Annotated in this window: 17 protein-coding genes; 4 read left to right on the forward strand and 13 right to left on the reverse strand. The window is 61.7% G+C overall.

The annotated features are described in order from the left end of the window. Positions 1–38 precede the first annotated feature (38 nt). The 4 genes from ACZ5Y5_RS15325 to ACZ5Y5_RS15340 are packed head-to-tail and all read right to left on the reverse strand — an operon-like array spanning position 39 to position 3,542. A complete protein-coding gene (locus ACZ5Y5_RS15325) occupies positions 39–1,313 on the reverse strand; it encodes a rhodanese-like domain-containing protein (protein ID WP_464811366.1) in 1,275 nt (424 codons plus the stop codon). Next, on the reverse strand, positions 1,310–1,924 hold the full coding sequence (locus ACZ5Y5_RS15330; RefSeq protein WP_464811367.1) for a cysteine dioxygenase family protein: 615 nt from the start codon (positions 1,922–1,924) through the stop codon (positions 1,310–1,312). The genes ACZ5Y5_RS15325 and ACZ5Y5_RS15330 overlap by 4 nt, the downstream gene beginning before the upstream one ends. Further along, positions 1,921–2,721, reverse strand: a complete 801-nt coding sequence (locus tag ACZ5Y5_RS15335) for an ABC transporter ATP-binding protein (RefSeq protein WP_464811368.1) — start codon at positions 2,719–2,721, stop codon at positions 1,921–1,923. The genes ACZ5Y5_RS15330 and ACZ5Y5_RS15335 overlap by 4 nt, the downstream gene beginning before the upstream one ends. 2 nt (positions 2,722–2,723) lie before the next feature. Beyond that, the gene (locus ACZ5Y5_RS15340; protein ID WP_464811369.1) at positions 2,724–3,542 is read right to left on the reverse strand and encodes an ABC transporter permease; all 819 of its coding nucleotides are present in this window, start codon (positions 3,540–3,542) and stop codon (positions 2,724–2,726) included. A gap of 285 nt (positions 3,543–3,827) precedes the next feature. Between ACZ5Y5_RS15340 and ACZ5Y5_RS15345 the strand changes: the two genes are divergently transcribed. Then, on the forward strand, positions 3,828–4,664 hold the full coding sequence (locus tag ACZ5Y5_RS15345; RefSeq protein ID WP_464811627.1) for a LysR substrate-binding domain-containing protein: 837 nt from the start codon (positions 3,828–3,830) through the stop codon (positions 4,662–4,664). Between the two features lie 17 nt (positions 4,665–4,681). On the opposite strand, the gene ACZ5Y5_RS15350 is transcribed toward ACZ5Y5_RS15345, so the two are convergent. The 4 genes from ACZ5Y5_RS15350 to putA form a co-directional block, all read right to left on the reverse strand. Continuing rightward, positions 4,682–4,813, reverse strand: coding sequence for a hypothetical protein (locus tag ACZ5Y5_RS15350; RefSeq protein WP_464811370.1), 132 nt, complete (start codon positions 4,811–4,813; stop codon positions 4,682–4,684). A gap of 7 nt (positions 4,814–4,820) precedes the next feature. Beyond that, positions 4,821–5,849: an ABC transporter substrate-binding protein gene (locus ACZ5Y5_RS15355; protein ID WP_464811371.1), complete on the reverse strand. Its 1,029-nt coding sequence runs from the start codon at positions 5,847–5,849 to the stop codon at positions 4,821–4,823. A gap of 398 nt (positions 5,850–6,247) precedes the next feature. Continuing rightward, a complete protein-coding gene (locus tag ACZ5Y5_RS15360; protein WP_464811372.1) occupies positions 6,248–6,460 on the reverse strand; it encodes a hypothetical protein in 213 nt (70 codons plus the stop codon). 131 nt (positions 6,461–6,591) lie between these two features. After that, entirely contained in the window at positions 6,592–10,197 is a 3,606-nt protein-coding gene (gene putA / locus ACZ5Y5_RS15365) for a trifunctional transcriptional regulator/proline dehydrogenase/L-glutamate gamma-semialdehyde dehydrogenase (protein WP_464811373.1), read from the reverse strand. A gap of 98 nt (positions 10,198–10,295) precedes the next feature. Here putA and ACZ5Y5_RS15370 point away from each other — a divergent pair, with 98 nt between their 5' ends. Next, positions 10,296–10,763 carry an Lrp/AsnC family transcriptional regulator gene (locus tag ACZ5Y5_RS15370; RefSeq protein ID WP_464811374.1) on the forward strand — a complete coding sequence of 156 codons (468 nt, stop codon included), beginning with the start codon at positions 10,296–10,298 and terminating at the stop codon, positions 10,761–10,763. 247 nt (positions 10,764–11,010) lie between these two features. Here the strand turns inward: ACZ5Y5_RS15370 and ACZ5Y5_RS15375 are convergent, their stop codons facing one another. From ACZ5Y5_RS15375 to ACZ5Y5_RS15390, 4 genes are all read right to left on the reverse strand, one after another. Further along, complete coding sequence (locus ACZ5Y5_RS15375) at positions 11,011–13,542, reverse strand: M14 family metallopeptidase (protein WP_464811375.1); 2,532 nt, start codon at positions 13,540–13,542, stop codon at positions 11,011–11,013. Between the two features lie 65 nt (positions 13,543–13,607). After that, on the reverse strand, positions 13,608–15,053 hold the full coding sequence (locus tag ACZ5Y5_RS15380) for an amidohydrolase family protein (RefSeq protein ID WP_464811376.1): 1,446 nt from the start codon (positions 15,051–15,053) through the stop codon (positions 13,608–13,610). 135 nt (positions 15,054–15,188) lie between these two features. After that, positions 15,189–18,158 (reverse strand): TonB-dependent receptor plug domain-containing protein, encoded by a 2,970-nt coding sequence (locus ACZ5Y5_RS15385; protein WP_464811377.1) that lies wholly within the window; start codon positions 18,156–18,158, stop codon positions 15,189–15,191. Positions 18,159–18,707: 549 nt separating this feature from the next. Beyond that, entirely contained in the window at positions 18,708–19,148 is a 441-nt protein-coding gene (locus ACZ5Y5_RS15390; protein ID WP_464811628.1) for an Lrp/AsnC family transcriptional regulator, read from the reverse strand. Positions 19,149–19,307: 159 nt separating this feature from the next. On the opposite strand from ACZ5Y5_RS15390, the gene ACZ5Y5_RS15395 reads away from it, so the two are divergent. Then, complete coding sequence (locus ACZ5Y5_RS15395; RefSeq protein WP_464811629.1) at positions 19,308–20,357, forward strand: ornithine cyclodeaminase; 1,050 nt, start codon at positions 19,308–19,310, stop codon at positions 20,355–20,357. A gap of 366 nt (positions 20,358–20,723) precedes the next feature. On the opposite strand, the gene ACZ5Y5_RS15400 is transcribed toward ACZ5Y5_RS15395, so the two are convergent. Next, positions 20,724–22,940, reverse strand: coding sequence for a glycoside hydrolase family 3 N-terminal domain-containing protein (locus ACZ5Y5_RS15400; protein ID WP_464811378.1), 2,217 nt, complete (start codon positions 22,938–22,940; stop codon positions 20,724–20,726). 913 nt (positions 22,941–23,853) lie between these two features. Between ACZ5Y5_RS15400 and ACZ5Y5_RS15405 the strand changes: the two genes are divergently transcribed. Continuing rightward, positions 23,854–24,642 (forward strand): SDR family oxidoreductase, encoded by a 789-nt coding sequence (locus tag ACZ5Y5_RS15405; RefSeq protein ID WP_464811379.1) that lies wholly within the window; start codon positions 23,854–23,856, stop codon positions 24,640–24,642. The last annotated feature ends 281 nt before the right edge of the window (positions 24,643–24,923 follow it).

Consider the following 24,923-nt stretch of genomic DNA (forward strand, 5'->3'; position numbering starts at 1 on the left):
CCCCTTCCGCGATGGGGAGGATCAAACCGCGCAGACCCTCAAATCACGAAAAATCCGTGCGTGCCGTCCCGTTCTAACTGCGCGACGAGGCCATATTCCCAATCTAGATAGGCTTGCATCGCGGCGGCCTTGTTGTCCGTTCCCTCATAAGGGCGCTTGTATCGCCCCTCCGGCCCGCGCGGGCTGGGCGCGCGGTCAGGCCCATGCTCCAGGACGACCGAGGACCAATCCACGTCGATCACGTAAACCTCCCAACCCAGTTGGGCGAGCCAGGAAGCGGTCATATCGGCGCGGGGTCCAAGGTCATCGGCAACGACGATACGCGCGCCACGCACTGGCGCATTATGGTCGGTTTCCTGCACCAACTGCCCACCTTGGGCATTGCGGAATCCGGGCAGGTGGCCGCCTTCATATTCGCGCGGCTGACGGACGTCATACAGGTAAAGCGTGCGGCCCTTGTCCGCCTTCAACTGCTCCAGCTCATCCCAGCCGATGCGCTTCACCCCCGCGCGGTAGGCCACCTCCCGGGCATGGGCACGGGCCTCTTCTATCGATGGATTATCGACCTCCGGGGCGACGAGAGTCTGTCCGGTTTCCAATTCCTGCCCCGCGAGCGTCCAGCCGATCGTGCCGTTGCGCAGAGCGAAGACCCTGTTGGGCAGACCGGCATTGACGAGCGACTGCGCGCCGATGATCGACCGCGTGCGGCCCGCGCAATTGACGATGATCGTGGTATCCGGATCGGGGGCGATGCTCTGCGCGCGCAGCACCAGTTCCGCGCCCGGCACGCTGGTGCCGGTCGGGATGCTCATCGTGTGATATTCCTCGTAACGTCGGGCATCGAGGATCTTGATGTCGGCTTTTTCACGGATCAGGGCCTGCACCTCTTCGGCCGCGAGGCTCGGCGTATGGCGACGATGCTCGACCAGTTCGCCGAACGCCTTGGAATAGCTGTTCACATCCTCGAACAGTTCATAGCCCGCGTCCGCCCAGGCCGTCAGCCCCCCTTCCAACTCACGCACATTGGTATAGCCAAGTGCTTCAAACCGTACCGCTGCCTTGCGCGCCAGTCCTTCGCCATTGTCATAGACGATGACCGGCGTGTCGAGCCGGGGAATCCGCCAGCGCGCCTCTTCATCGATCCGGCGCAGCGGAATTTGCGCCGCGAACAGCGGATGGCCCTGCGCGAATTCATGTTCCTCCCGTACATCGACCAGCGCGATCTCGCTGCCGATCAGCAGCGCACGCCGGATATCCTGCGGCGTGGCGAGTGAGGTGCGGTCTTTCACGCGATCCAGAGTATCGATGCTCATGCGTTTCTCGATCTGTCCCAAAGGTTGGGAGTCACGCTGTTCGCGTAACCCGAAATGAAGCTCTTGGGCGTGCCGTCCGCGGCGTAAGTCGCCCGCTCGACCGCCCCGATATTCGCGCCATAGACATGGATGCTGATGGATGGCCGGTCATTCAGTCCATTGGTCACGCGATGAATGTCGCCGATGCGCGGCGACACGGCATCGACCGCGCCTTCGTGCAGGAAATCTTCGCCATCCTCGACCAGGCCGCCACTGGGCAACCGGCGAAAGCGCTCGACCTTCTCGACGCCGCGCAGCACGCCCACCAGGCCCCAGACGCTATGATCGTGAATTGGTGTGGATTGGCCCGCCCCCCAGACGAAGCTTACGATGCTGAACCGTTCGCGGCTGTCGCAGTGGAGCAGATATTGCTGGTAGCGTTCGGGATGAGGCCGGGCGAATTCTTCGGGCAGCCAGTCATCTTCGGCAATCAGCCGCGTCAGCAGGGCGCGGCCGCTCTCCAATATCGCCTGCTCGTCTCGTGTCGCCGCCAGCAGGTCGGCGAAGGCGGTTATGAATCCGCGCAAGCGTGCCGTGTTGACGGGCCGCTCTATCGCCGTGACGGCATTCATTCGGCCGCCTCTGCGATGGGCGCGAAAGGCAGCACGCGGTCGCCGTGATCGTCACCGCCCAAATAGGAAAGCAGCTTCTCGCGCAACCGGGCCGACAGGGCTGATCGTTCGCCCCGTCTCGCCGTAATCCGTTCCTGCGCGACGATGCGGCCTTTATCGAGTACCAGCACCCGGTCGGCGAGCGCGATCGCTTCTTCTACGTCATGGGTGACGATCAGCACCGCGGGCCGGTGCGCGCGCCATAGCGACAGAACCAGATCATGCATCCGGTATCGGGTCAGCGCGTCGAGCGCCGCAAAAGGCTCATCGAGCAGCAGCAACTGAGGTTCGCGCACCAGAGCGCGGGCCAACGCCACGCGTTGCGCCTCTCCACCCGACAGCGTCAGAGGCCAGGCGTCCAGCCTGTGGCCCAATCCCACTTCCTTGAGCGCTGCTTCGCTTCGCTCGCGCGGACGGTCGCCTTTCAGGCCGAGCGCCACATTCTTCCACACCGGCTTCCACGGCAGCAGCCGGGCGTCCTGGAACACCACCGCGCGCGACGCAGGCACTTCCACATCTTGGCCGCGCACCTCGTCTAGGCCGGCCAGCGTGCGGAGCAGCGTCGTCTTGCCTGATCCTGATCGGCCAAGCAGCGCGATGAACTCGCCCGGCGCGATATCCAGGTCTAGGCCGTCGATGATCGTGTTGGCGCCAAAGCGGCGGACGAAGTTGCGGAGTCTTACGACGGGTGCGGGATGCGGCAGGTCGCTGAGGGCGGCAGCGCTGCGCAGGGCGGAAAATCCACGACGAGCGTCCATGTTCATTGCTCCACTATGCTGGGGCGCCAAATCAGGGCGCGGGCTTCGATGGTGCGGACTAGCCAGTCGGCGCCAAGGCCGAGAATGGCATAGACCATGAGGCAGACCACGATGATGTCGGTCCGCATGAAATCGCGAGCGTTGTTGATGAGGTAGCCGAGGCCGGCCGACGCGTTGATCTGTTCGGCGACGACAAGGACCAGGATGGCTACCGACAGGGCATAGCGCAGGCCGACCAGCAGTGACGGCAGCGCGGACGGCAGCACGACATGCCAGACCTGTTCGGATCGGCTGAGGCCAAAGCTCTTGGCCGCATCCAGCAGCCGCAGATCGACGCTGCGGATGCCGCTATAGAGGTTCAGATAGACCGGGAAGACGGATGCAAAGGCGATCAGGGCGACCTTGGGCGTTTCCCCGATGCCGAACCACACGATGAACAGCGGCGTCAGCGCCAGCACAGGTATGGTGCGCTTGATCTGCATCAGCGGATCGACCGCCAACTCCCCAGCGCGGGAAAGGCCCGCAATCAGGCCCAGGCCCAGGCCGAGCCCGATACCGATCAGCAGCCCCGCAGCCACTCGGGCGAACGATACCAGCAGGTTGGACGGCAATTCTCCCGTCAGCACCATTTCTGCCAACGTGCCGATCACTGCGGAGGGCGCAGCCAGCGTCCGCTCGGGAATCAGTCCGGTGCGTGATCCCAGTTCCCACAGCAGCAGCAACAGCACGGGCGAGATCCAGCGCCCTCCAAGCTGCGCAAGCGAAAAGCCCCGGAGTGCGGGTCGCTTTCCGTCCTGCCGGTCCAATGTCAAAGCCGTCATGCACTCGCCCTTCTGATCGAAGGGTGAAGCCCAACATGATTTCTCTACCAATTCAATTAAGTTTTAATCGAACGATCTATGAGGACCGCTCATAGCGGACGGCTCTACCCTTTAGGATCGCTACAAATCCCCCATTCTGGCGGTTTTCCCTCGCAACTGCCTCACGTGGATAGTTTTTCCTTGACCGTCTAAATCTCTACTAAATTGATTGACATATGAGTTGCTGTGATAAGCACGGCTTCTCCAAAAACCGTTCAATTCACTATTTCTTTCATGGGATTTGTCATGCCGGTCAACCTGCCTACCAATCTGCTGCGCAGTTTCGTCGCGATCGTCGATACCGGCTCGATGCTCAACGCGTCGGAACAGGTGTTCGTCACCCAATCCGCTCTAAGCCTGCAGATCAAAAGGCTGGAGGAACTGGTGCAGCAAACCCTGTTCCTCCGGGAAGGACGGCGGCTCAACCTCACTTCGGCAGGCGACGTCCTCCTCGACTATGCCCGCCGCGTCCTCGCCCTTCATGACGAAGCAGTCGCGGCCGTGAACGCCGGCCGTTTCGCGGGCCCCGCCCGTATCGGCATGGTTCAGGATTTCGCCGACAGCCTGCTCAGCGGCTTGCTCTCCCGCTTCGCCGAACTTCATCCGGAAGCCCAGATCTACGCCCGCGTCGCAGGTACAGCGGAACTCCAAACGCTGCTCGAAAGGCGCGAACTGGACATCGTCCTAGGCTTCGCGGCTCCTAATGATCCTTATGCCGTAACCGTCGCGCCAATGAGTTGGTATGGTGACAGCGCTCTCGCCGAACGGGATGTAATCCCGCTCGCGGTTCTCGAAGAACCTTGCCGCTTTCGGGAGGCCGCCATTCGCGAACTCGAAAATGCCGGGCTGCAGTGGCGCATCGCTGTTGAGACGCCCAACCTCGCGACCTTGAAGGCAGCGGTCGGCGCCGGGCTGGGAATCACCTGCCGGACGCATCTGTTTCTGAGCGACAGCGAAGCGCTCGACCATGAAAGCCTCCCGCCACTCCCCCGCGTCGCAGCCATCTTGAGGGCAGGGGACAAGCTCGACAAGGCCGCGCACCGTTTGGCCGAACTGGCGCGGGAAACGGTCCAGACGCTTTAGCCGGACCAGCCCCGCAGTCAGACCGCGCCCTCTCCTTCCGCCAACTGCTCCGCGGTTCGCTCGAACAGGACAATATTGGGATCGCGCAGCAGTCCGGCACGCCCGGCATGATAAAATCTGATCAATCCTTGCAGCAGACTGTGCAACATGTTCATCCTAATCCCTTCTGTCAGCCTGGCTCCGAAGACCGGCTATCGTGCCAGTATCTAGTGCGAAGGCGTCCCTGACATCGCGCTTAGGGCCGGGCTGTGCCTCCCCTCGGGAAATGGTCGCGACTACTTGCCGCGCGTCATCGACCAGCTTGTCGCTGAATTCCACGCTGTGTGGATTATTGCGGCGTGCATAGGACAAGGCGACCTCAACCGGTAACCCCGTCGTCTTAGCCAGCGCTTCGCCATATTCCCGTTCATGCGTGTTGGCCCATGCATAGCCGCGCGCCAACCTCTGCTTGAAGTCACGCAGCAGTTCTCCCTTTCGGCTGATCGCATCGGGGGTGGCGACATGATAGCCATAGCCGGTGACCAACCCGGTCCCATCCACCAGCACGCGCGCGTTGCCCTGAAGCAATGCCGCATCGAGGAACGGCGCCCAGGTCGCCCAGGCATCGATCGATCCCGCGGAAAATGCGCTAAGCGCGTCATTTGGCGGCAAGAAGACGGAATGAATGTCCTTGGCTGTCAGCCGCTCCTTTTCCAGCACGCGCAGCAATAGATAATGGCCTATGGAGATTTTGCCCGTAGCGACCTTTTTGCCCTTCAGATCTGCAACGGTACGTATTGATGATTTCTTGGGCACAAGGATGGCGACGGACCCGCCGCCACTACCCAACGCTACCACCGACACGACCTTCAGCGGGGAGCCACCGGCATAGGAAAAGAGGAAAGGCGCATCGCCCACCAGACCCACATCGGTCGCGTCGGCGGTCAGCGCCTCGAGCAGATGCTGTGCAGCGGGAAATTCCGACCATTCGATGCGGTAGGGCAGATCCTTAAGCACGCCCGACGCTTCGAGCAGGGCGCGCGTCGTTCCCTTCTGATTGCCTACTCTTAACACCGGAAGACCGTCCGCTCTTCCGCCAGGCCGCAACAGCAATGCGGCGGCGACCAGTCCCGAAAGCGCAATCGTTGCCAGAATGATGACTGTCCTGCGCTCAGGCCGATGTCCGGTGGATGGTTGTACAGTCATATCTCGCGACGCCTTGCGATCCGTGCCGGGCATCTCGAGTGCCTTGCCGGATCATATTGAGAGAACGACTGGTGGCCGAACGGCGCCATCGGGTATTGGGTAAGGACGATAATCAGGCATCACGATCAATTGAGAATAACTTTGCGGACCAACATTTGATCTAATAATTGGGCTCGTTCGTTAACGCGCTGGGCGGACGCCTGCGCTGGTGGGCATGACCCGCGCATCCGTATAACCGCCAGCGTCTGGCCGCCTGCTGCCAAGGCACCCACAGTCTGTTGGCACAATCGGTTCGCCCTTTCCATCAACGAGGAAGAGCGGTGGATCAGGGTCGCCCCTCCCCCGATAAGAGCGTGATAAAAGTCGCGAAAAATGACGTCGTTAACGATCACCGGCGGTTAGCCCACAGCAGCGTTGGCGATGCCGGAGAAATGTGCGGGATCGCCGGCGCCCTGTTGCTCACGCAGGCCCTGTTTCATTTCCGCTAACAACCATAGCCCGTTGTGCCAGTTGCGCGAGCCGCCTGCGGAACTCGTCGCATGGGACGGACATTGGACGTTTAGGAACCACTCGGAACACGAAAAATGGACTCCATCGGCCACCTGGATCATCAATCGATCGCCCCCAACCGGCACGAGCGGAGGAAAGCCAGGGCGCTCGCCGGCCTTCCGAAACGCAAGACCTGCGGCTGCGGCTCGCACGCCCACCATCGTTCTACGGACAGCCGCAGCAGTCAGCCGGACTAATCCAGCATCATCAGGCTGGCATTCCCGCCCGCAGCGGTCGTATTGATCGACGTCGAAACCTCCTCCAGCAACCATTCGACCGCATAGGCAAGTTCCGGCTTCTCCCGCGCCGCATGAACCGGGATGATCGCGCCATCGCGAGCCGCGACATCCTGCGCAACTTCCATAATACGCTCGGGTCCGCCCTCGACCAGCGCCGCCCCCACTGCCCCGTCATCCCGCCCAGAGAAGCGTGCGGCGATTTGAGGCGGCAGGCGTTCAGGCAGCGCCATTCCCTCCACCACGCCGTCATTTCCGCTCGCCAGCACCGCCGCCATCTGCTCCAGCAATCCGGCGCGGGTCGCCGGCCGCATCAGCAGGCGTCCGCGTGGATGCAACGCATAGCCGTTGCTCTCGCCTACCGGCCCGTCGAGCATCTGGCCAGCCCCGAGCAACGACGCATCGGCATAGCGCCGGGCCATGGCGGCCGCATCGCCCTCGCCTTCGCTGTCCAGCCAAGCCGCGAACGCCCGGATCGGTGCATCGGCGTCTGAAACAGGCTGGACAGCCGCAGCCGGAACCGTGACTAGGCGGCTGATGTAGAGCGGCCCGCCCGCCTTCGGCCCCGTCCCGGAAAGCCCGCGCCCGCCAAAGGGCTGTACGCCGACTGTCGCGCCGATCATGTTGCGGTTGACGTAGAGATTGCCGGCCCGCACCCGCCCGGTCACATGCGCCACCGTCCCGTCCAGCCGGGTGTGAAGCCCGAAGGTCAGGCCATAGCCGGTCGCGTTGATGTCATCGATCAGGTCATCCAGCTCTTCCCGGCGGAAACGCAGGACATGCAGGATCGGGCCGAAAACTTCCCGCTCGACATCGGCGATCTTCGCTATGTGGATGATGGTCGGCGGGACGAATGTGCCGTGCGCCGTGTCCGTGTCCAGCCCCAGTTGATCGACCCGCTGTCCTCGCGCGCGCATTTGCTCGACATGCCGCAGCAGGTTTTCCTGCGCCTCCCCTGTGATGACCGGGCCGATATCCACCGCCAGCCTGTCCGTGCGCCCAACGCGCAATTCGGCCAGCGCGCCGTGAAGCATATCCAGCGTGCGGTCGGCCACATCATCCTGCAGGCACAGGATGCGCAGCGCGGAACAGCGCTGGCCCGCGCTGTCGAACGCCGATGCGATCACGTCCGCGACCACCTGCTCGGCCAGCGCGGAGGAATCGACGATCATCGCATTCTGCCCGCCCGTTTCCGCGATCAGCGGGATCGGCCGCCCCGCCGGGGAAAGCCGCGCCGCCAGCTGCCGCTGGATCGATCGCGCCGCCTCGGTCGATCCGGTGAACAGAACGGCGGCGATCTCCGGCGCGGACACCAGCGCCGCCCCGATCCTGCCGTCGCCGCATATCAACTGAAGCGCGTCGGCCGGAACGCCCGCGTCCTGCAATATCCGCACCGCCTCGGCCGCGATCAAAGGCGTCTCCTCGGCTGGCTTGGCCAACACAGGGTTGCCCGCCACCAGCGCTGCGGCGACCTGTCCTGTGAAGATCGCCAGCGGGAAATTCCACGGACTGATGCAGACGGCGGGTCCGAGCGGCAACTGCGCCGCCCCAAAGGAAGCGCACGCCTGCGCGGCATAATAGCGCAGGAAATCGATCGCCTCGCGCACCTCGGCGATGGCGTTGGGCAGGGACTTGCCTGCCTCCCGCACGATCAGCCCCAGCAGCACCGGCATCCGCGCCTGCAGCGCATCCGCGGCCCGCTCAAGGATCGCCGCGCGCTCGCCGACCGGCACATCGCCCCAGCGGCTCCCTGTGGCCCGGGCCACGGCGGACTGCGCAGCATTTTCCGTGCTTTCGGCCACCATGCCGACCTTGTCGCGATGATCGGCGGGATTGATCACGGGCCGCGGCGGCGAGCTTTCCCCGGCGGGTGTCGCGGTCCATGCGATCCCCGCACTGTCCCTCAGCGCCGCCGTCAGGTCGGCCAGCGCCCTTTCATCGCTAAGGTCGATGCCCGCCGAATTGCGCCGGTCCCGGTACAGGTCGGCAGGCGCGGCGATCCCGTCATGCTGCGCGCCCGGATCGGGCATCCCCAGCACCTGCTCCACCGGATCGGCGACCAGCGCCTCGATCGGCACGGCGGGATCGCCGATCCGATGAACGAAGGAGGAGTTCGCTCCATTTTCCAGCAACCGCCGGACCAGATAGGCGAGCAGCGTCTCATGCGTGCCCACCGGCGCATAGATCCGGCACGGCCGGTCCAGCGCGCCTGCGCCCACGACCTGCTCATAAAGCGGCTCGCCCATGCCGTGCAGGCACTGAAACTCCCAATCGCCCAGGATGAAATCCGGCCCGGCAAGATGATAGATGGCCGCCAGCGTCTGTGCATTATGGGTGGCGAATTGCGGGAACACCCTGTCCCGCGCCGCCAGCAGCTTCCGCGCACAGGCGATATAGGCGACGTCGGTATGCAGCTTGCGCGTATAGACCGGATAGCCCTCCAGCCCATCGACCTGCGCGCGCTTGATCTCCGCGTCCCAATAGGCGCCCTTCACCAGCCGGACCATGATCCGGCGTCCCGATCGCTCCGCCAGATCGATGATCCAGTCGATCACGAAGGGACAGCGCTTGCCATAGCCCTGCACGACGAAGCCCAGCCCGTTCCACCCGGCCAAGGCTGGATGGAACGCCAGGCTTTCCAGGAGGTCGAGCGACAGTTCCAGTCGATCCGCCTCCTCCGCATCGATGTTGAAACCGATGTCATAGCCTTTGGCGAGCGCCGCCAGTTCGGTTACGCGCGGCAGCAGTTCGGCCATGACCCGATCCGCCTGCATCCGGCTGTAGCGGGGGTGGAGCGCCGACAGCTTGATCGAAATGCCCGGCCCGGCATAGATGCCGCGCCCACCCGCCGCCCTGCCGATCGCATGGATCGCCCGCGCATAGTCCACATGATAGCGCGCCGCGTCGGCGGCCGTCACCGCCGCCTCGCCCAGCATGTCGTAGCTGTAGGAAAATCCCTTCGCCTCGATCGGCCGCGCCCGCGCCAGCGCCGCCTGGATCGTCTCGCCCCTGACGAACTGCTCCCCCATCATGCGCATCGCGAGGTCCACCGCGCGGCGGATCACCGGCTCACCCGCGCGCGCGACCAGCCGGGTCAGCGCCGCGCCCAGCCCGCGCTCATCGACGCTGCCGACCAGCTTGCCCGTGACCACCAGGCCCCAGGTCGCGGCATTGACGAACAGGGGCCGTCCCCCGCCCAGATGCGCGCCCCAGTCGCCGCCCGCGATCTTGTCCCGGATCAGCGCGTCGCGCGTCCTGTCGTCAGGTATCCGCAGCAACGCCTCCGCCAGGCACATCAGCGCCACGCCTTCCTGGCTGGACAACGCATATTCCTGCACCAGCACTTCAACGCCGCTGCCCCGCCTGCCCGCGCGCAGCCCGGACACCAGCTTATAGGCCTTATCCCGGATGGGCGCAGCCAGCTCCTTTGGCACAGTCGCCGCCGCGATCAGCGGGCGAAGGCACTCCGCCTCGTCCCGGCGATAAGCTTCGGTGATCGCGCGGCGCAGCGGGGTGGCGTCACGCACGGCGGGTGCGAAGGCGGCGAAGGGCTTTTCAAACATGATCCTACGCTACATCATCACGCAAAGTCTGATCGTCTTGTCTTGCACCAGCCAAAAGGCGTATGGACTTCTTTATCAAAGCTTATCGGGCAAATAAGATGGCGGAACAACAATTTGCAGTTCATCTGGACGACTTCGATCGAAAGATCCTGGACGTGCTTCAGCAGCATGGCCGCATGCCGGTCACCGAACTTGCCGATCGCGTCGGCCTTTCCAAGACGCCGTGCCAGGTGCGCCTGAAGCGGCTGACCGACCGTCGGGTCATCCGCGCCTTCCGCGCGATCGTCGATCCGGTTGTGCTGGGGCTGGACCATATCGCCTTTTGTGAGGTGAAGCTAAGCGACACGCGCGAAACCGCGCTGCGCGATTTCAACGAGGCGGTGCAGCGCATCGCGGAGGTCGAGGAATGCCACATGATCGCGAGCAGCTTCGATTATCTGCTGAAGGTCCGCACGACCGACATACGCCGCTACCGGCTCGTGCTGGCCGAAAAAATCTCGGCCCTGCCCCATGTCGCCAGCACATCGACCTATGTTACCATGGAAACGGTGAAGGACGACCGCTGACGCGCGCATGATATGCCGAAGGGAGCGAACCTGCGGCTGGTAGCTGCCGCCTGATCGCCCCCCTTCACGCCTTGCTGCGAAGGCGCTGCCCTTTAGACCGGTCGTGTAAGGCCGGACCTTTTATAGCGAACTGCATTGATCACAACTCATAGCCATTCGGGCTGAGCCTGTCGAAGCCCGCGCGCGTCCTTCGACAAGCTCAGGACGAACGGAGATAGGAATGAGTCATGACCAACGCACTTTGGTATTACTCTTCGCCTGCCCATTGGATGGCGTTGAACAGCATCTTGAACGTGCCTTCGGTCTGGCCCCGGTTCTGGACGCCGAAGCCGAACATCACGACCTTGCCCTGGCCCTGCCGGAACGACACGGCGGCGGCCTTGCTGGTCAGCTTGTCGGCGCCCTTCGCCCAGCCCGACATCAGGATATTTTCCTCATGCTCGGGGTAGGTGGCGGACACCTGGGTCGAGACATTGGCCATGCTGTTGAGCGGCTGATAGGCGATCGGCTCGTCGTAGAAGACGGGCATGGTCGCTGGCAGGCCGTAGTTGATCGGGCTTGCCGGGTTCAATTCGACCTTCAGCATCGATCCGGGGATCGAGAAATCGGTGCGCTTGACGCCGCTCAGCACATTGCGGACCGGGATGTTGAGCGCCGGATCGTTCAGCACCTCGCCCGACGTCCGCATCGTGATGAGCGTGCCGCCCGCATCGATGAACTGCCGCAGCGCGCTCAGACCTTCCTTGCCGATGCCGCCATCATAGGGCGCGGGCAGATCTTCGACATAATCTTCGCCCTTGGCCTTGCCATCGACCATGATGTCGCGACCGACATCGGGCAGGATGATGACGTCATAGGCACCGCGCAGCTTGCCCTTGCGCATGTCGGCATTGGCGATGTTGGCATATTTGAAGCCATATTGGTCCATGATCCAACGCGTCCAGCCCTCGTCCATCGAAGCGCGCCACGGCTTGTAGAGGCCGATGCGCAGCGCGCCAATCTTCTTGGAGCCCGTCGGCACGGCGGACACCGCATTGCCGACCGCATGCGCGCCGCTGACGATCTGCGCCAGCCCGCCCTTATTCTCGACGATGAAGCTGCCCGCCGGGAAAGTCACGCCGCCCGCTTCGAACCCGGTCTTCGCCACCCAGGTTCCGGCCCCGGCCTTTTGCGCAGCATTCACCACCTTGAACACGCTGTTGCTGTCTCGGCTGAAGGCATAATAGCTGCCCAGGCCGACCAGCGTCCCTTCGGGCCAATCAGTCGCCGACAAGCGCGTGCTGCCGCTCACCGCGTCATTTGGCAGCGCCACGCGGTCGACCTTGACGTTCATCATCATCGGCAGCGTCCAGGTGGTGACGTCGAACGGCGCCAGCACCGGCGATCCGACATCGGCGCGCACTTCGGGATAGGTCTGCTTGGTCAGCAGTTCGTTGGCGAACTTGCCAAGCGGCTGGGCGGTGGGAACCAGGAAGGCGTCGGGCGTCGTCAGCACCTCAATCGCATTTTCGTCGAGCAGATGGGCGAGCCGCGCGGCCGCGACCGGATCACGCTGGTCGCGGGGGATGCGCCAATATTCGCCCTGCGTGCCCGCCGCGATCTGGCTCTTCGCCGAAACCGCCGTGCCCTGCATCAGCTGTTCCTTGTGGTCGGACACCGCATCCAGCATCGCGCGCGACGAGATCAGCTCATAATCCATGATGTCGCGCAGGCGCCACGTGCCGCCCGGCCAGGGGCTGGGAAAGTTGCTCGACACCTTGTAATCGGAAAAGCCCTTTGCCCCGCCGGCCAGCTGGGTGCGGTCGATCTGCACCGGCGTCGCCATGCGGGCGGACGCGACTTCGACGATCAGGCCATAGACATTCTTGAATTCCGGATTGCTGTCCACGCTGCCGGGATAATAGACGTCGAACGAGGCGTTGCTGACCACGCCGGTCTTGCCATTGCGTTCCAGATCCCACGCCGCGCGCGTCCCGATCAGGTTGACGCCGCGCCAGATGATCGGGTCGACGGACGGCGCGATCGGATCGGCATAGGGCGGCACGAACAGCCGCGCGCCATTCATCTTCATCTGGTGGATGTCGATCCACACGCTTGCATGCCAGTCCTTATAGACGGACTTGGTGACGTTCTTCGTTTCCGCCTGCGTCAGCATGTACCAGTCGCGGTTATTGTCGTGGCCGACATAATGGTGGTAGAGCCACGGCATCGGGCCGCCTTCATATTTTGTCCCCAGCATCTTGCGATACCAGTCGGTGACCATCACCTGCCCGTCGGGATTGAGCGACGGGATCATGAAGACGATGATATTATCGAAGGTTTTGCGGAACGTGGCCTCATCTTCACTGGCGAGCTTGTGCACCAGTTCGAGCGACATCTGCGAAGAGCCGATTTCCGACGAGTGGATATTGTTGCTGAGCACCACGATCGCCTTGCCCTGCTTGGTGAGCGAGGCGATCTGAGCGTCGGTCAGCCCGCGCGGATCGGAAAGCCGGGCGGCGATCTGCTGATATTCCGCGCGCCGCGCCAGATTTTCCGGCGTAGAGATGACCGCCGCGATCATGGCGCGACCTTCGGTGGACTGGCCGATCTCCTCGATCTGGAAGCGCGGCGAACTTTTGGCGACAGTGCGGATATAGCGTTCCATCTGGCCATAATCGGCCAGTGTCCGGTCGGCGCCAATTTCCATCTTCAGATAGTCTGACGGGCTGACGACCTGGGCATAGGCCGGGGTGGTGGCGATCAAAGCAGCAAGCGCGCAGTAAACCGATCTCTTCATTCGCATTGCTCCGAAATATTCAAGCGCTGACGTCTCGCCAGCATGAGTGTCGTGGGTCCGCCGTCTCAGGAGAGGCGGTAGAGTTCGCGGTTATTTTCGTGGAGGACGCGCTTTGCGGCGGCGACGGCTTCTTCATGCGTCAGCACGCCTTCCTTCACATAGACGCCCAGCGCCTCGCTCATGAAGCGCTTGGTCCAGCGGCCCGACAGCCAATATTGCTCGGGCACGCTCCACGCGTCGCTGCCGTATAGCGTCTTGGAAAAGGGCACCGCTTCCCAGATTTCGCGGAAGCGGTCGGCCAGCCCCTGATGGATGTAGGGGCTCATGATCGAAAATTCATAATAGCAATTGGGATAGAGATGGCAGAGCCAGGTCTCTTCACCGATCAGCGGATAGCCGCCGTGGATGGGGATGACCTTGGGCCGGCGCATGACGCCGTCCTTGTCGAACCGCACCATCTCTTCCAGATAATAGGGGTGCTGGTTGCGCAGGATCACGCCGGGCGCTTCGCCGTCGCCCGCGTGGAACTGCATCGGCATGTCGCGCGCCAGACATTCTTCCATGGCGAGCGTCAGCAGATAGAGCAGCATTTCCCGCCCGCGCGAGTTCTGCTCGTCACGATCCGGACCCCGGCCGTTGGTGGGCCGGTTCGCCTTATATTCGTCCCAGGACTTGGCCGCCACGCCGCGATCATAGATGGGCCGCAGCAGACCGAGGCGCGGCAGCAGGTAGGATTTCATGCCATAGGTCTTGATCCCGACATTGCCGATGCCGTCGAGCGCGTCGCGGACGCGCTTCAGGAACTCGCCTTCCAGTTCCTCGAACGAACTGTCCTTTTGCAGCAACTCGCCCTGCAACCGATCGACGCGCGCCAGGCCACGAACCTTGACCGGGCGAATGGCGTCCTGATAGGAACTGACGCCGTCAACCGTCGTCCCCTCGCAACAGCCGGTGTCGGTCATCACATTGGCGATGTTCACGTCGCGGAACAGGTCGTTGATATATTGGGTGTAGTTGCCGCCGCGCGCATTGCGGGCTTCGATGACTTCCTCAAGAACCGGCTTGCACCCAAGATAGGCCGCCATTTCCTTCGTCATCATCTTAACGAAGGCCAGTTCGCGGACATCCTTGACGACTTCGCGCACCACCTTGGTGATGCCGTATTTCCGGTCGAGGCTGGCCTTGACGCCGGCGTCTCCCTCCAGCCATTCATTCCAGACGCCCTTGGGAAAATAGGCTGGCACCGCCATCCCGGCCAGCGATATGCGGATCAGGAACAGTTCGACCGTGGTGACCTTATCCTTCGTCCACATCGCCGGGGTCAGCGCGTGGCAGTGGGTGTCGTCCATTTCCATCGCATGAATGTCTGCGTAGATTTTCTCGGCAGTGGCGGTCAGCGCGCCGGACGCATAGCGGCTGCGGGAGGTCTGCGCCGATGCGCTGGTGCCGTGGAGCAGCGCAAGGCTTCCGCCACCGGCCGCTGCATATTCCAAGAGTTGACGGCGATTCATGAAGCTGTGCTCCGTCCTTGATGATCAGGTGGCAGAGTGGCGTTCATTCCGACCGCCTGATCCATTTCTTCAGATCGACATTTTCGTGCATCGGGAACCGCCGCAGGTGCAGTTGAACGGCTCCCGATGCGCCGCTTACATCTTGAACCGCACGCCAGCCTGGAACCTGCGGCCGATCACATCAAAAAGACCGGCATTGGTGGTGACCTGCCAACTATAATTGCTGGACGGCGTCGCCACGACCGGGGGAGCGCGGTTGAAGACGTTATCGACACGCAGGAAGGCTTCGACGGTCCCGCGCGCATCCTTCATGATCTTGTACGCCACATATGCGTCTATCTTCAGATAGGACGATACCTTGTTGTTGTTGATCGTCTGGTTGATGGAGTTAGATGTCGGGCAACCACTCGTGCATTCAACATAATCATTATTGTAAACGCCCGAGCTGATACCGCTCGCCATTCCGTAGAACACCAGCCTGTCACCCTGATAGCCGCCCGTCAGCGTCCAGCGCCAGTCGGGCAGCGTGCCGCTTGCTGTCTGGCCGGCCAGTTCGGTCGGAACGATGCCATTGTCGATCTTGTAGGAAATCACCCGGGTGGCAAGGCCGCGCAGGAACAGTGAACCCGATGCGTTGGGCAGGATGCGGTCAAGCCCGATCTGATAGCTCGCCTCGATATCAAAACCCTTGGTCTGCTCGTTCACGAAGTTGAACGGCACGGTATCGACACGCGTGATGAGGTTGGTCACGGGATCACGGGTGATGAAGCCGCAAAGCTGCGTCGCGCCCGCCGAGCATTGGTTGACCAGCGTCTGCCGGGCGATGGTGCCGATCGCGTCGGAAATCTTGATCCGATAATAGTCGACCGAAGCCCTGAAGCCCGGCAGGAAGGATGGCTGGGCGACGACGCCGAGCGACAGGCTGTCTGCCCTTTCCGGCTTCAGATTGATATTGCCGCTGCGGACATTGAGCGTCTGATAGGAAATGAAGCCATTTTCCGGATCGGTCGTCGGGTCGGGAGAGGTGACACCCGCGCTGAACGCTTCGTTGAAGTTGGGCGCACGGATATCGCGCGAACGCGTCATGCGGAACCGGATGTCCTCGACCGGCGCATAGGTCGCGCCGATCTTCCATGTCGTCACATAGCCCGATGTGCTGTAGTTGGTCGCGCGAACCGCCGCATTGAGTTCGAGGTCCTTGGCCCAGGGCAGATCCTTCGCCAGGGGAACGACGGTTTCGACAAAGCCTTCCAGCACATTGTAGCGGCCGAAGGTCGGCTGATAATTGCCCGACCAGAATGCCCGCGCCATCGACAGCGCATCGCTCTCGCCGGTCGTGCGCTCCGTGCGATATTCCCCCCCGAACGCGACGGATACCGGGCCTGCCCATGTGGAGAAGGGCTTGCCGTTGATTGACGCCTGATAGACATTTTCATGGAAGATCTGGGTCAGTTGCGACAGGCCGGTGACATAATTGACCGCCGCCTGGCTGTTGACGCCGACGCCCATGACGTTGAACGGAACGCACGGGTTGGTCGGGTCGGTCAACGTGACGCGGCACACGATCGAACCATTGGGCGCGCGCACCGCGTCCGACGCCTGCACGATCCGCGAAATGATCGTCTCGTCATCGCTGTGGAACACCAGCTTGCTGCGGCCGAACTGCGCGCTTGCGTCCCAGATCCAGTTCGAACCGAAGGCGTCGAAATTGCCGCCGCCGCCGAAGACGAAGGACCGCGCGGTGCGCCATGTCTCGCTCTTGACGGCGGGAACGTCGGCAAGGGTCGAACCCAGCGTGAAGGACGTCAGGCCCTGAGCGGTCATTGCGTCCTTCACGCTGGTCGGAAGGAAGGCGTTGTCCGATCTGATGGTGAAGCGCGATCCGGTCAGCACGTTGCCGCAGCAGACCGAGAAGCCATGCGCGCGGGAATATAGTCCTTGCGCATAAAGCGTGATGTTGTCGGTGACGTCATAGCTTCCGTAGGAAAACAGCGACGTCCGCTTATTCTTGCCGACCAGGTCGACGGCATAATTGTTGTTAGTGTCGATCCAACTGCCGCCCTGGATGAAGGGCGAGCTGATCAGATTATATTGAAGGTTGCGCGGCGTCCCGCCCGGCCCAAAATAGATGTTGCGCAGAGGACCGCTGGTAATGATCCCGCCGGGCGCGCCGGTGGACAGCCCTACGCGATCAAGCACAAGGTTGAGTGGCTGGCCATTCGTCGCGGTATAGTTGGGGTTGGTGACGATCGCCCAACCCTTCTTCATCCAGGCGCGCGGGTTGGCGTTGACAGTCCCTGCATTGCCGCCGTTGCAGGCCACACCCTCATTGCACGACCAGCCCCGGATACCCTCCTGATAGGCCAGGTCGCCGCTGACCAGAATATGGCCCCGGTCGTCGGCAAAACTTGTGCCGGCGGCCAGCGAGGCGCGATAATTAGGATTGTCGCCATAGGTGCTTATGCCACCCTGCACGGTGCCCTTGATGCCCTTGAACTTCTTGTCCAGCACGAAGTTGACCACGCCCGACACGGCGTCGGAACCGTAGGCGGCCGATGCACCGCCCGTCACCACATCGATGCGAGACACCAGAGAATCCGGCAGCACGCTCACATCGACCGTGTTGTTCAGCGCCGCGGGAACGACACGGCGGCCGTCTAGCAGAACCAGCGTACGCGTCGTGCCTAGACCGCGAAGGTTCAGCACGCTGCCATTGGCGATGCCCGCCGCGATCGAATAGTTGCCGTTGGCGCTCGAAACGCCTGGCGCCACTGCGGGCAGCATGTTGACGACATCGACAAGGTTGGTCTGTGCCCTGGACTCAATCTCTTCCTGACCGAGGACGGATACGGGTGTCGGTGAAGCAAATCCATTACGGATAATTCTGCTACCGGTAACAGTGATCGTCTCGACCGAAGCCGACCCTTCGGCAGAAGAACTATCCGCCGCCGCTTCAGGGATTGGTGCTGGTGATTCTGCGGGAGATTCCTGAGCAGCGGCGGCTGCGGAAAAGGCGGATATTGTCAGTGCAGCACTGGCGATCGTTGTTCGAAGCATCACCCTTGTCGTGCTGAAAGCTCGCCGCTCTTCGTCGCGTTCAATCATTTGCCTACCCCTTTTACTGGCTGGAATCGCTGGTTACCGCCTCGCTTTGACCAAAGCGGGCTTCCTCCTGATGCAGTTTTGAAGGGTAATTCTCGACGATCGAACTACTGCACGATTCGTCCCCTTTCTGTATGAGACAAGGCTGGCGGAGCAACTTTTACTTGTCTAGACTTCAAGCTGTCACATTTTGCTGCTAAATTGATCATAAATGTCAGCCTTAATATCAAAAATGTCAGTGTCGCTGGGTTGGGGAGATTTCCCGATCCCACAGAGAGTAACGCCCCAGCTGCAAAAATCCGCCAGTCGGCCCCTCCCTGCCGCAGGTACGTAGCGTCGGGCATCGGCCCAACCGCCTCTGCGCAACGGCTATATTTCGGATGTTTTGGACGACCTGCGGCCGATGAACGGCTCGCCCAGCCACGCCATCGATGGAATCAGCAATGCAGGAACAGCGCACGCCACTGCAGCGCTCAAGCGCACATGCTCAGCCGGCCGGCCATAATCTGCTACACGCGCCCAGCATTGGCGCGCCACCTGGCCGGAAAAAAATTAAATAGAGCTCAACAACAAGCTCGTTTCGCTGTTAGCCACGCCTTCGATAAGGCGCACCTCTCTCAACACCCGGTCGAAATCAGCGAGGCTGGCGGCGCGTATTTCGGCCACCATGTCCCAATTTCCATTGGTCGTGTACATGGTCAATATTTCTGGAATGCCCCGCAGCCGGTTGATCACCTGGGTCGTTGATTTACCCACGACCTCGATCATCATCACCGCGCGCACGGCCATATCGTCAAAATCATCGCGAACGCGCACGGTGAAGCCCAGCAAAGTGCCTGTCTCAAGCAAACGATCGAGCCGATTCTGCGCAGTCCCGCGCGCGACGCCGATTGCGTCTGCAAGTTTGGCTAGGGACGCTCTGCCGTCCACGCGCAGATGCGCAATAAGACGGCGATCGAGCGCGTCCGGCATATATTTCGCTACGACTGTCATGGCTGGCCGAATCCCGGAATAAGGGGGAGGATCGAGCAGTTTGTGCAAACTGATTGGGCAAACATATCAGTGAGTCGCCGATTCGCAAGCGGTGTTTCGATTTCGCTCGCTACTGAAGACGCATATCGTCAGGCGCATCACTCAAGGAGTATTAGCAACATCATGCCCCCCTCACCTTCAGCGCTCGCATTCATCCCCTTCGTCAGTGTCGAGAACATGATGCGTCTGGTTCACCACTTCGGCATCGAAGTTGTGCTCAGGGAAATGACTGACGCGGTGGAGGAAGACTATCATCGCTGGGCCGCCTTCGAAAAAACGGCGCGGGTGGCGTCCCACTCGCGCGATGGCGTGATCGAACTGATGCCGACGTCGGATGGAGAGATTTATTCGTTCAAATATGTGAACGGCCATCCCAGCAACACCGCTCGCGGACTGCAGACCGTGACGGCTTTCGGCGTGCTGGCGAAGGTCGAAAGCGGTTATCCGCTGATGCTGACGGAAATGACGATGCTGACGGCGCTGCGCACGGCGGCGACCTCCGCGATGGTGGCTCGCCGCTTGGCTCCGCCAAATTCGCGTGTCATGGCGATGGTCGGCAACGGCGCCCAGGCCGAGTTTCAGGCGCTGGCCATGAAGGCGGTCGTCGGCATTGAAGAAGTCCGTCTCTACGATATCGACCCAGCGGCGACGGCGAAAACTTTGCGCAACCTCGCCTCGACTGGCCTGCGGGCGGTGCCCTGCGCCACTGCGGAAGAAGCGATACTTGGCGCGCAGATCATCACCACCTGCACCGCGGACAAGGCGTACGCCACGATCCTCACCGACAATATGGTGGGTCCCGGAATCCACATCAACGCCATCGGAGGCGACTGTCCCGGCAAGACGGAATTGCACAGGGACATCCTCCTGCGCTCCCAGACCTTCGTCGAATTCGAACCGCAAACCCGTATCGAGGGTGAGATCCAGCAGATGGAGGAATCTTATCCGGTCACCGAAATCTGGCGGGTGCTTCAAAATGAGCTGCCGGGTCGCACGGACGATCGCCAGATCACCCTCTTCGACAGCGTCGGCTTCGCGATCGAGGATTTCTCGGCGCTGCGCTACATCTACAGCAAGCTTCAGAATACCGACTTCTTCCAGCAGATCGACATAGTAGCCGACCCGGACGACCCGCGCGATCTGTTCGGCATGCTGCAGCGGGCGGCCTGATCCGACCGGCGAGGCGCGGCACCGGCAACCGCGTTGGTCCAAAATCCGCCGGATCGGTCATCCGAAACCGCAGATTTCACCGCGTAATCAACCTCGCTCTAGGCTAGAGACGCCATGGTTACGCCGGTGAACCTACACCATGCGTTGGGACTTGCGTTAAGCGCACAATGCTTGATGGTCGAAATGATGCTGTTGGATTGCGTTCCCGCTATCTGTTTGCAGCCGAACCAAAATCATCGATCTCACGACATAATGAGAGGTTCCAGCGCCGTATTTTCTTCAGCGGGCGATTTCAGCGTCCTCAGGTGCAGCCCGGAGCAGCCATGGCGCGTGCCATGAGCCGCTCCGGCGGAGCTCCCTGCCCCCTTACGCCACCTTCAGGACCGATGGCTTGAGGTTGACCGAGCTGTTCCCCGCGAAGATGGTGAACTCACCCGGTTCTACGCGCCAGTTCATGTCCTTGTCCCAGAAGGCGAAGGCGTCCGGCGTCAGATCGAAGCTGACGGTGCGACGCTCTCCCTTCTTCAGTGTGACGCGGCGGAAGGCCTTCAGTTCCAGTATCGGACGCGGGACAGATGAGACCATGTCGCGCACATAGATCTGCACAACCTCGTCGCCGTCCCTCGTACCGGTGTTCGCCACATCCACGTCCACCCGAACCGTGTCACTCGCCTTGATGGTGGCGGCGGAGAGGCGCGGTTCCGACATCTCGAAGCTGGTGTAACTAAGGCCAAAGCCGAACGGGAACAGGACCTTCCGCTTGCCCTCGACATAGGGGACCTTATCCGCCGACGGATGGCGATTATACCAGGCTGGCAATTCACCCACCGAGGCCGGGAAGCTGACGGGCAGCTTGCCGCCCGGATTGACCTTACCAAACAACACGTCCGCAATCGCATGACCGCCCTGCTCACCGGGATACCAGGCTTCGACAAGCGCCGACGCGCCCGTCGCCAGCTTGTCCACAATCAGCGGGCGCCCGTTGATGAGGATCGCGATCACCGGCTTGCCGCAGCCGAGAATTGCTTCCACCAGCGCGTCCTGATCGCCAAAAAGCCCTAAGGAACTACGGTCGCCAGGGAGAGCGCTTATCACCGCCTCGCGCGTGATCGACTCATTGTCGCCCACGCACAGAATGACGACGTCGGACCGCTTCGCGACCTCTACCGCTTCGGCAATGCGCCGCTCGTTATCAGCCTTGGGAACCAGGCGGATCGCCACGGTCTCAGGCGCGCCTTCCCCCTCCTGGGTGATCCAGACGCCGTCAGACTGTTCGACGACGGCATTGGCGCCGACAGCGGCGCGGATGCCTTCCAATACGCCGACCGCCTGGGCAGGCTCGCCGGAATAGCCGCCTCGCATCGGTTTTTTGGAGTTGGGGCCGATGACCGCGATACGGCCTATATGTTTGGGGCTCAGCGGCAGAACCCCGTCATTCTTCAACAGCACCATGCTACGCTGAGCGATCCTGCGCGCCAATGCGGGGCCAGCGGGATCTTTCAGCACGCGTGCCGCGCGGACGGGATCGACATAGGGTCGCTCGAACAGACCGGCTTCGAACTTGAGCGCCAGAATGCGAGAGACGGCGGCATCGATGACCGATTCCTTCACCTTGCCTTCGCGGACGAGCGCGGGAAGCAAGGCATAGGATTGCCCTTCAGGCAGATCGACATCGACGCCAGCATTGATCGCCAGTGCAGCTGCTTCGCGGGTATCAGCCGCCATCTTGTGCACCGATGCGATCTCCCGAATGCCGTTATAGTCGCTGAAATAGGCGCCCTGGAAGCCCATCAGTCCACGCCCGGTCCGCTGGAGCAGTTCGGCATTGGCATGCGCCGGAATGCCTGCAACCTCATTGTACGACGGCATGATGATGGCAGCATGGGCGTTTTTAACCGCGCGCTGGAACGGCGGAAGATAGACTTCGCGCAAGGTCCGCTCAGACATGTCGGCAGGCCCCACGTTGAGACCATTCTGCGGCGTGCCATGGACATAGTGTTTCAGCACCGCAAACAGCCGATCGGGCGCGATCGGGCGGCTCGCGCCCTGCAGGCCGCGCACAGCCGCCGCGCCCATTTCGCCGACATGATAAGGATCTTCGCCGAAAAATTCCTCGCTGCGGCCCCAGCGCGGATCACGCAGGAGATCGACGACCGGACTCAGGGCGACGGTGATGCCGCGGAGCCGCGCCTGACGACCGACCAGCGCAAATCCCTGCTCCACCAGTTCAGGGTCCCAGCTGCTCCCCAGCGCGGTGGGCGTGGGCAGCATGGTCGCGTCCTTGACAGCGAGGCCGTGCGCCGTTTCCTCATGAAGCAACACAGGAATGCCGAGCCGGCTATGCTCTACCGCGAAGCGCTGGACTTCGTTGATGAATGTGATGGCATCTTCGGCAGTACGATAGCGCGATTTGGCAAAATTGTTCGTTCCGGCATTGTCGGATGGGCGCGCAAGTTGCCCGATGCCATTGGGGAATGCCGCCTTGGCCTTTTCCAGGTTGAACTTGCCTGTTGGCGGATCGACCATCTTGCTTTTGGTGAACCATATGCACTGAAGCTGGGCCACTTTTTCCTCAAGCGTCATGCGCGCAAGCAGATCGCTTACACGTTGAGCAACAGGCAGCCGGGGATTTTTATACCCCTCTTCAGTCGCAGCGAGTGCTGGTGTGGCCATAATCGCACCTAGCGGTGCGGAAGCTAAAAGATTACGCCGCGAGATTTTCATGCATCCCTCATCTGAAATTTATAGAACGCTTGCGTTCGAATAGGCGCAGCTCCCGTGACGAACAAGCGGAACTTTCTCGTCCGCGATGCCTCTTCATTAACAGTCACGTTCCACAACGCCCAGTTGCATACTTACCGACAAACATTCCGAAGGCTTCAGCCAAGCGAGACCTCCTTCGCCTGCGGGACGATTAGGAGCATCTGTCATGTTGCTGACGGGCTCAACGCAGAAGAAGTCCTGATCTTGCGGGCTATACACCGCGGTGAACGGAAGCTTTTGGTGGTCGCCGCGATTGGCGTCGATCGAACCGAAGCTCAGCGGCGCGCCAGACACGGAAAATCTATTCCAATCGGCCTTTGCAACAGCAGAGTTTGCCGAAGGAGTTGCAGCGTTCAGTGAACGACGCCCCCCCCCATTTTTCAAGGGAACTTGCCCACACCGATGAGTACGGCCGATAAGTACGCAGGCGGTTCGGAGCCTCGCCCGTGCTGAACAACGGCATTTCCTGAACCGACAACAACGCGTCAGCGGCAACCATAATTCCGCTCGTGCTGTCGTTTCCGCGAACGACCGATTTCGGCCGCGTATCCGCGAATTTCCGCTTCCCAACCGCCGCCCGTCCGCTAGATGCCGCTTGCACATCTGACAATGATGTTATGTGGAACGGGGCGCGTAATTCTGGCGGAGATCAGATGCTACGTCTGGAAATCACTAGCAGTTTCCGAAGTGATCCAGTGATGCGGGCCTATGACGAGCAGCGAGGAGAGAGAAGATGGATAGGCGACTGAGCGGCAAACGAGCCATGATCCTTGGGGTCGCCCCTCAAAATGTCGGGGCGGCTATTGCACGCACCTATGTCGATCATGGTGCACAGGTCGTTATCGCCGGTCGCAGGCCGGAACCGCTGCAAAAGGTTGCGGAAGAAATCGGCGCGCAATGGATCGCCTGCGACATCACCGACGAGAGAGACCTCAACAAGGCGGTGGAGGATGCCGCCACCAGAATGGGGGGACTCGACATCGGCGTGAACAGCACAGGGTGGGGCCTGCTCAAGCCATTTCTGGAGACCAACCGTGAAGAGCTGGAGCGCATGGCTGCGGTTCAGTTCACTGGCCCATTCCAGTTTTTCCAAGCGCTGGTGCGGAACATGCCCCACGGGGGATCTATCATCCAGATATCATCGGTGACGGCCACGATCATGTTTGAAGATCATGCCGCCTATATGGGCACCAAGGCGGGTATCGATCATGTCATCCGCACCATCGCCAACGAGTTTGGAGATAGAGGTATCCGCGCCAACAGCATCGCGGCAGGCGGCGTGGCAGACGCACCCATGTCCGGCGGTGGGATGGCCATTCCCGCGATGCGTCGGCTCTACATGCGGGAGATCCCGCTTCAGCGGCCAGGCATGTCGGCTGACGTCGCCAATGCAGCACTCTGGCTCGCGAGCGAGGAATCAAGCTTCGTCACAGGTCAGGTGATCCATGTCAGCGGCGGTCAGACGCTGCGGCGCAATCCCTCTATCGCGGAAGTCTATGCCGCCTTCGGAGGTGAGCAATGAGCCGCTAAAAGGGTGATGACCAATACTTCAGCAGGGCCCATCGACCCTTCTTTGCCGTACAGGAGCCAATTTCTAGTGCCCAACTGCGGACGGTCTGGTTTCCGTCCCGACTGCCCGCGCCCAGCGGCTTTCTGCCTATCCTATGAGTAGTCATCCACAGGTCGGTGCCGAAGACCAAACATCTGGAACTTGGCGGCCGAGGCCGGATGCCTCGCCTGTTTGGGCGATCGTTTCCTCAAACGAGATACCGTTGCATCGTTCGCGCACTGAATGACCCAACT

It is taken from the genome of Sphingobium sp. TomTYG65, from assembly GCF_055395525.1.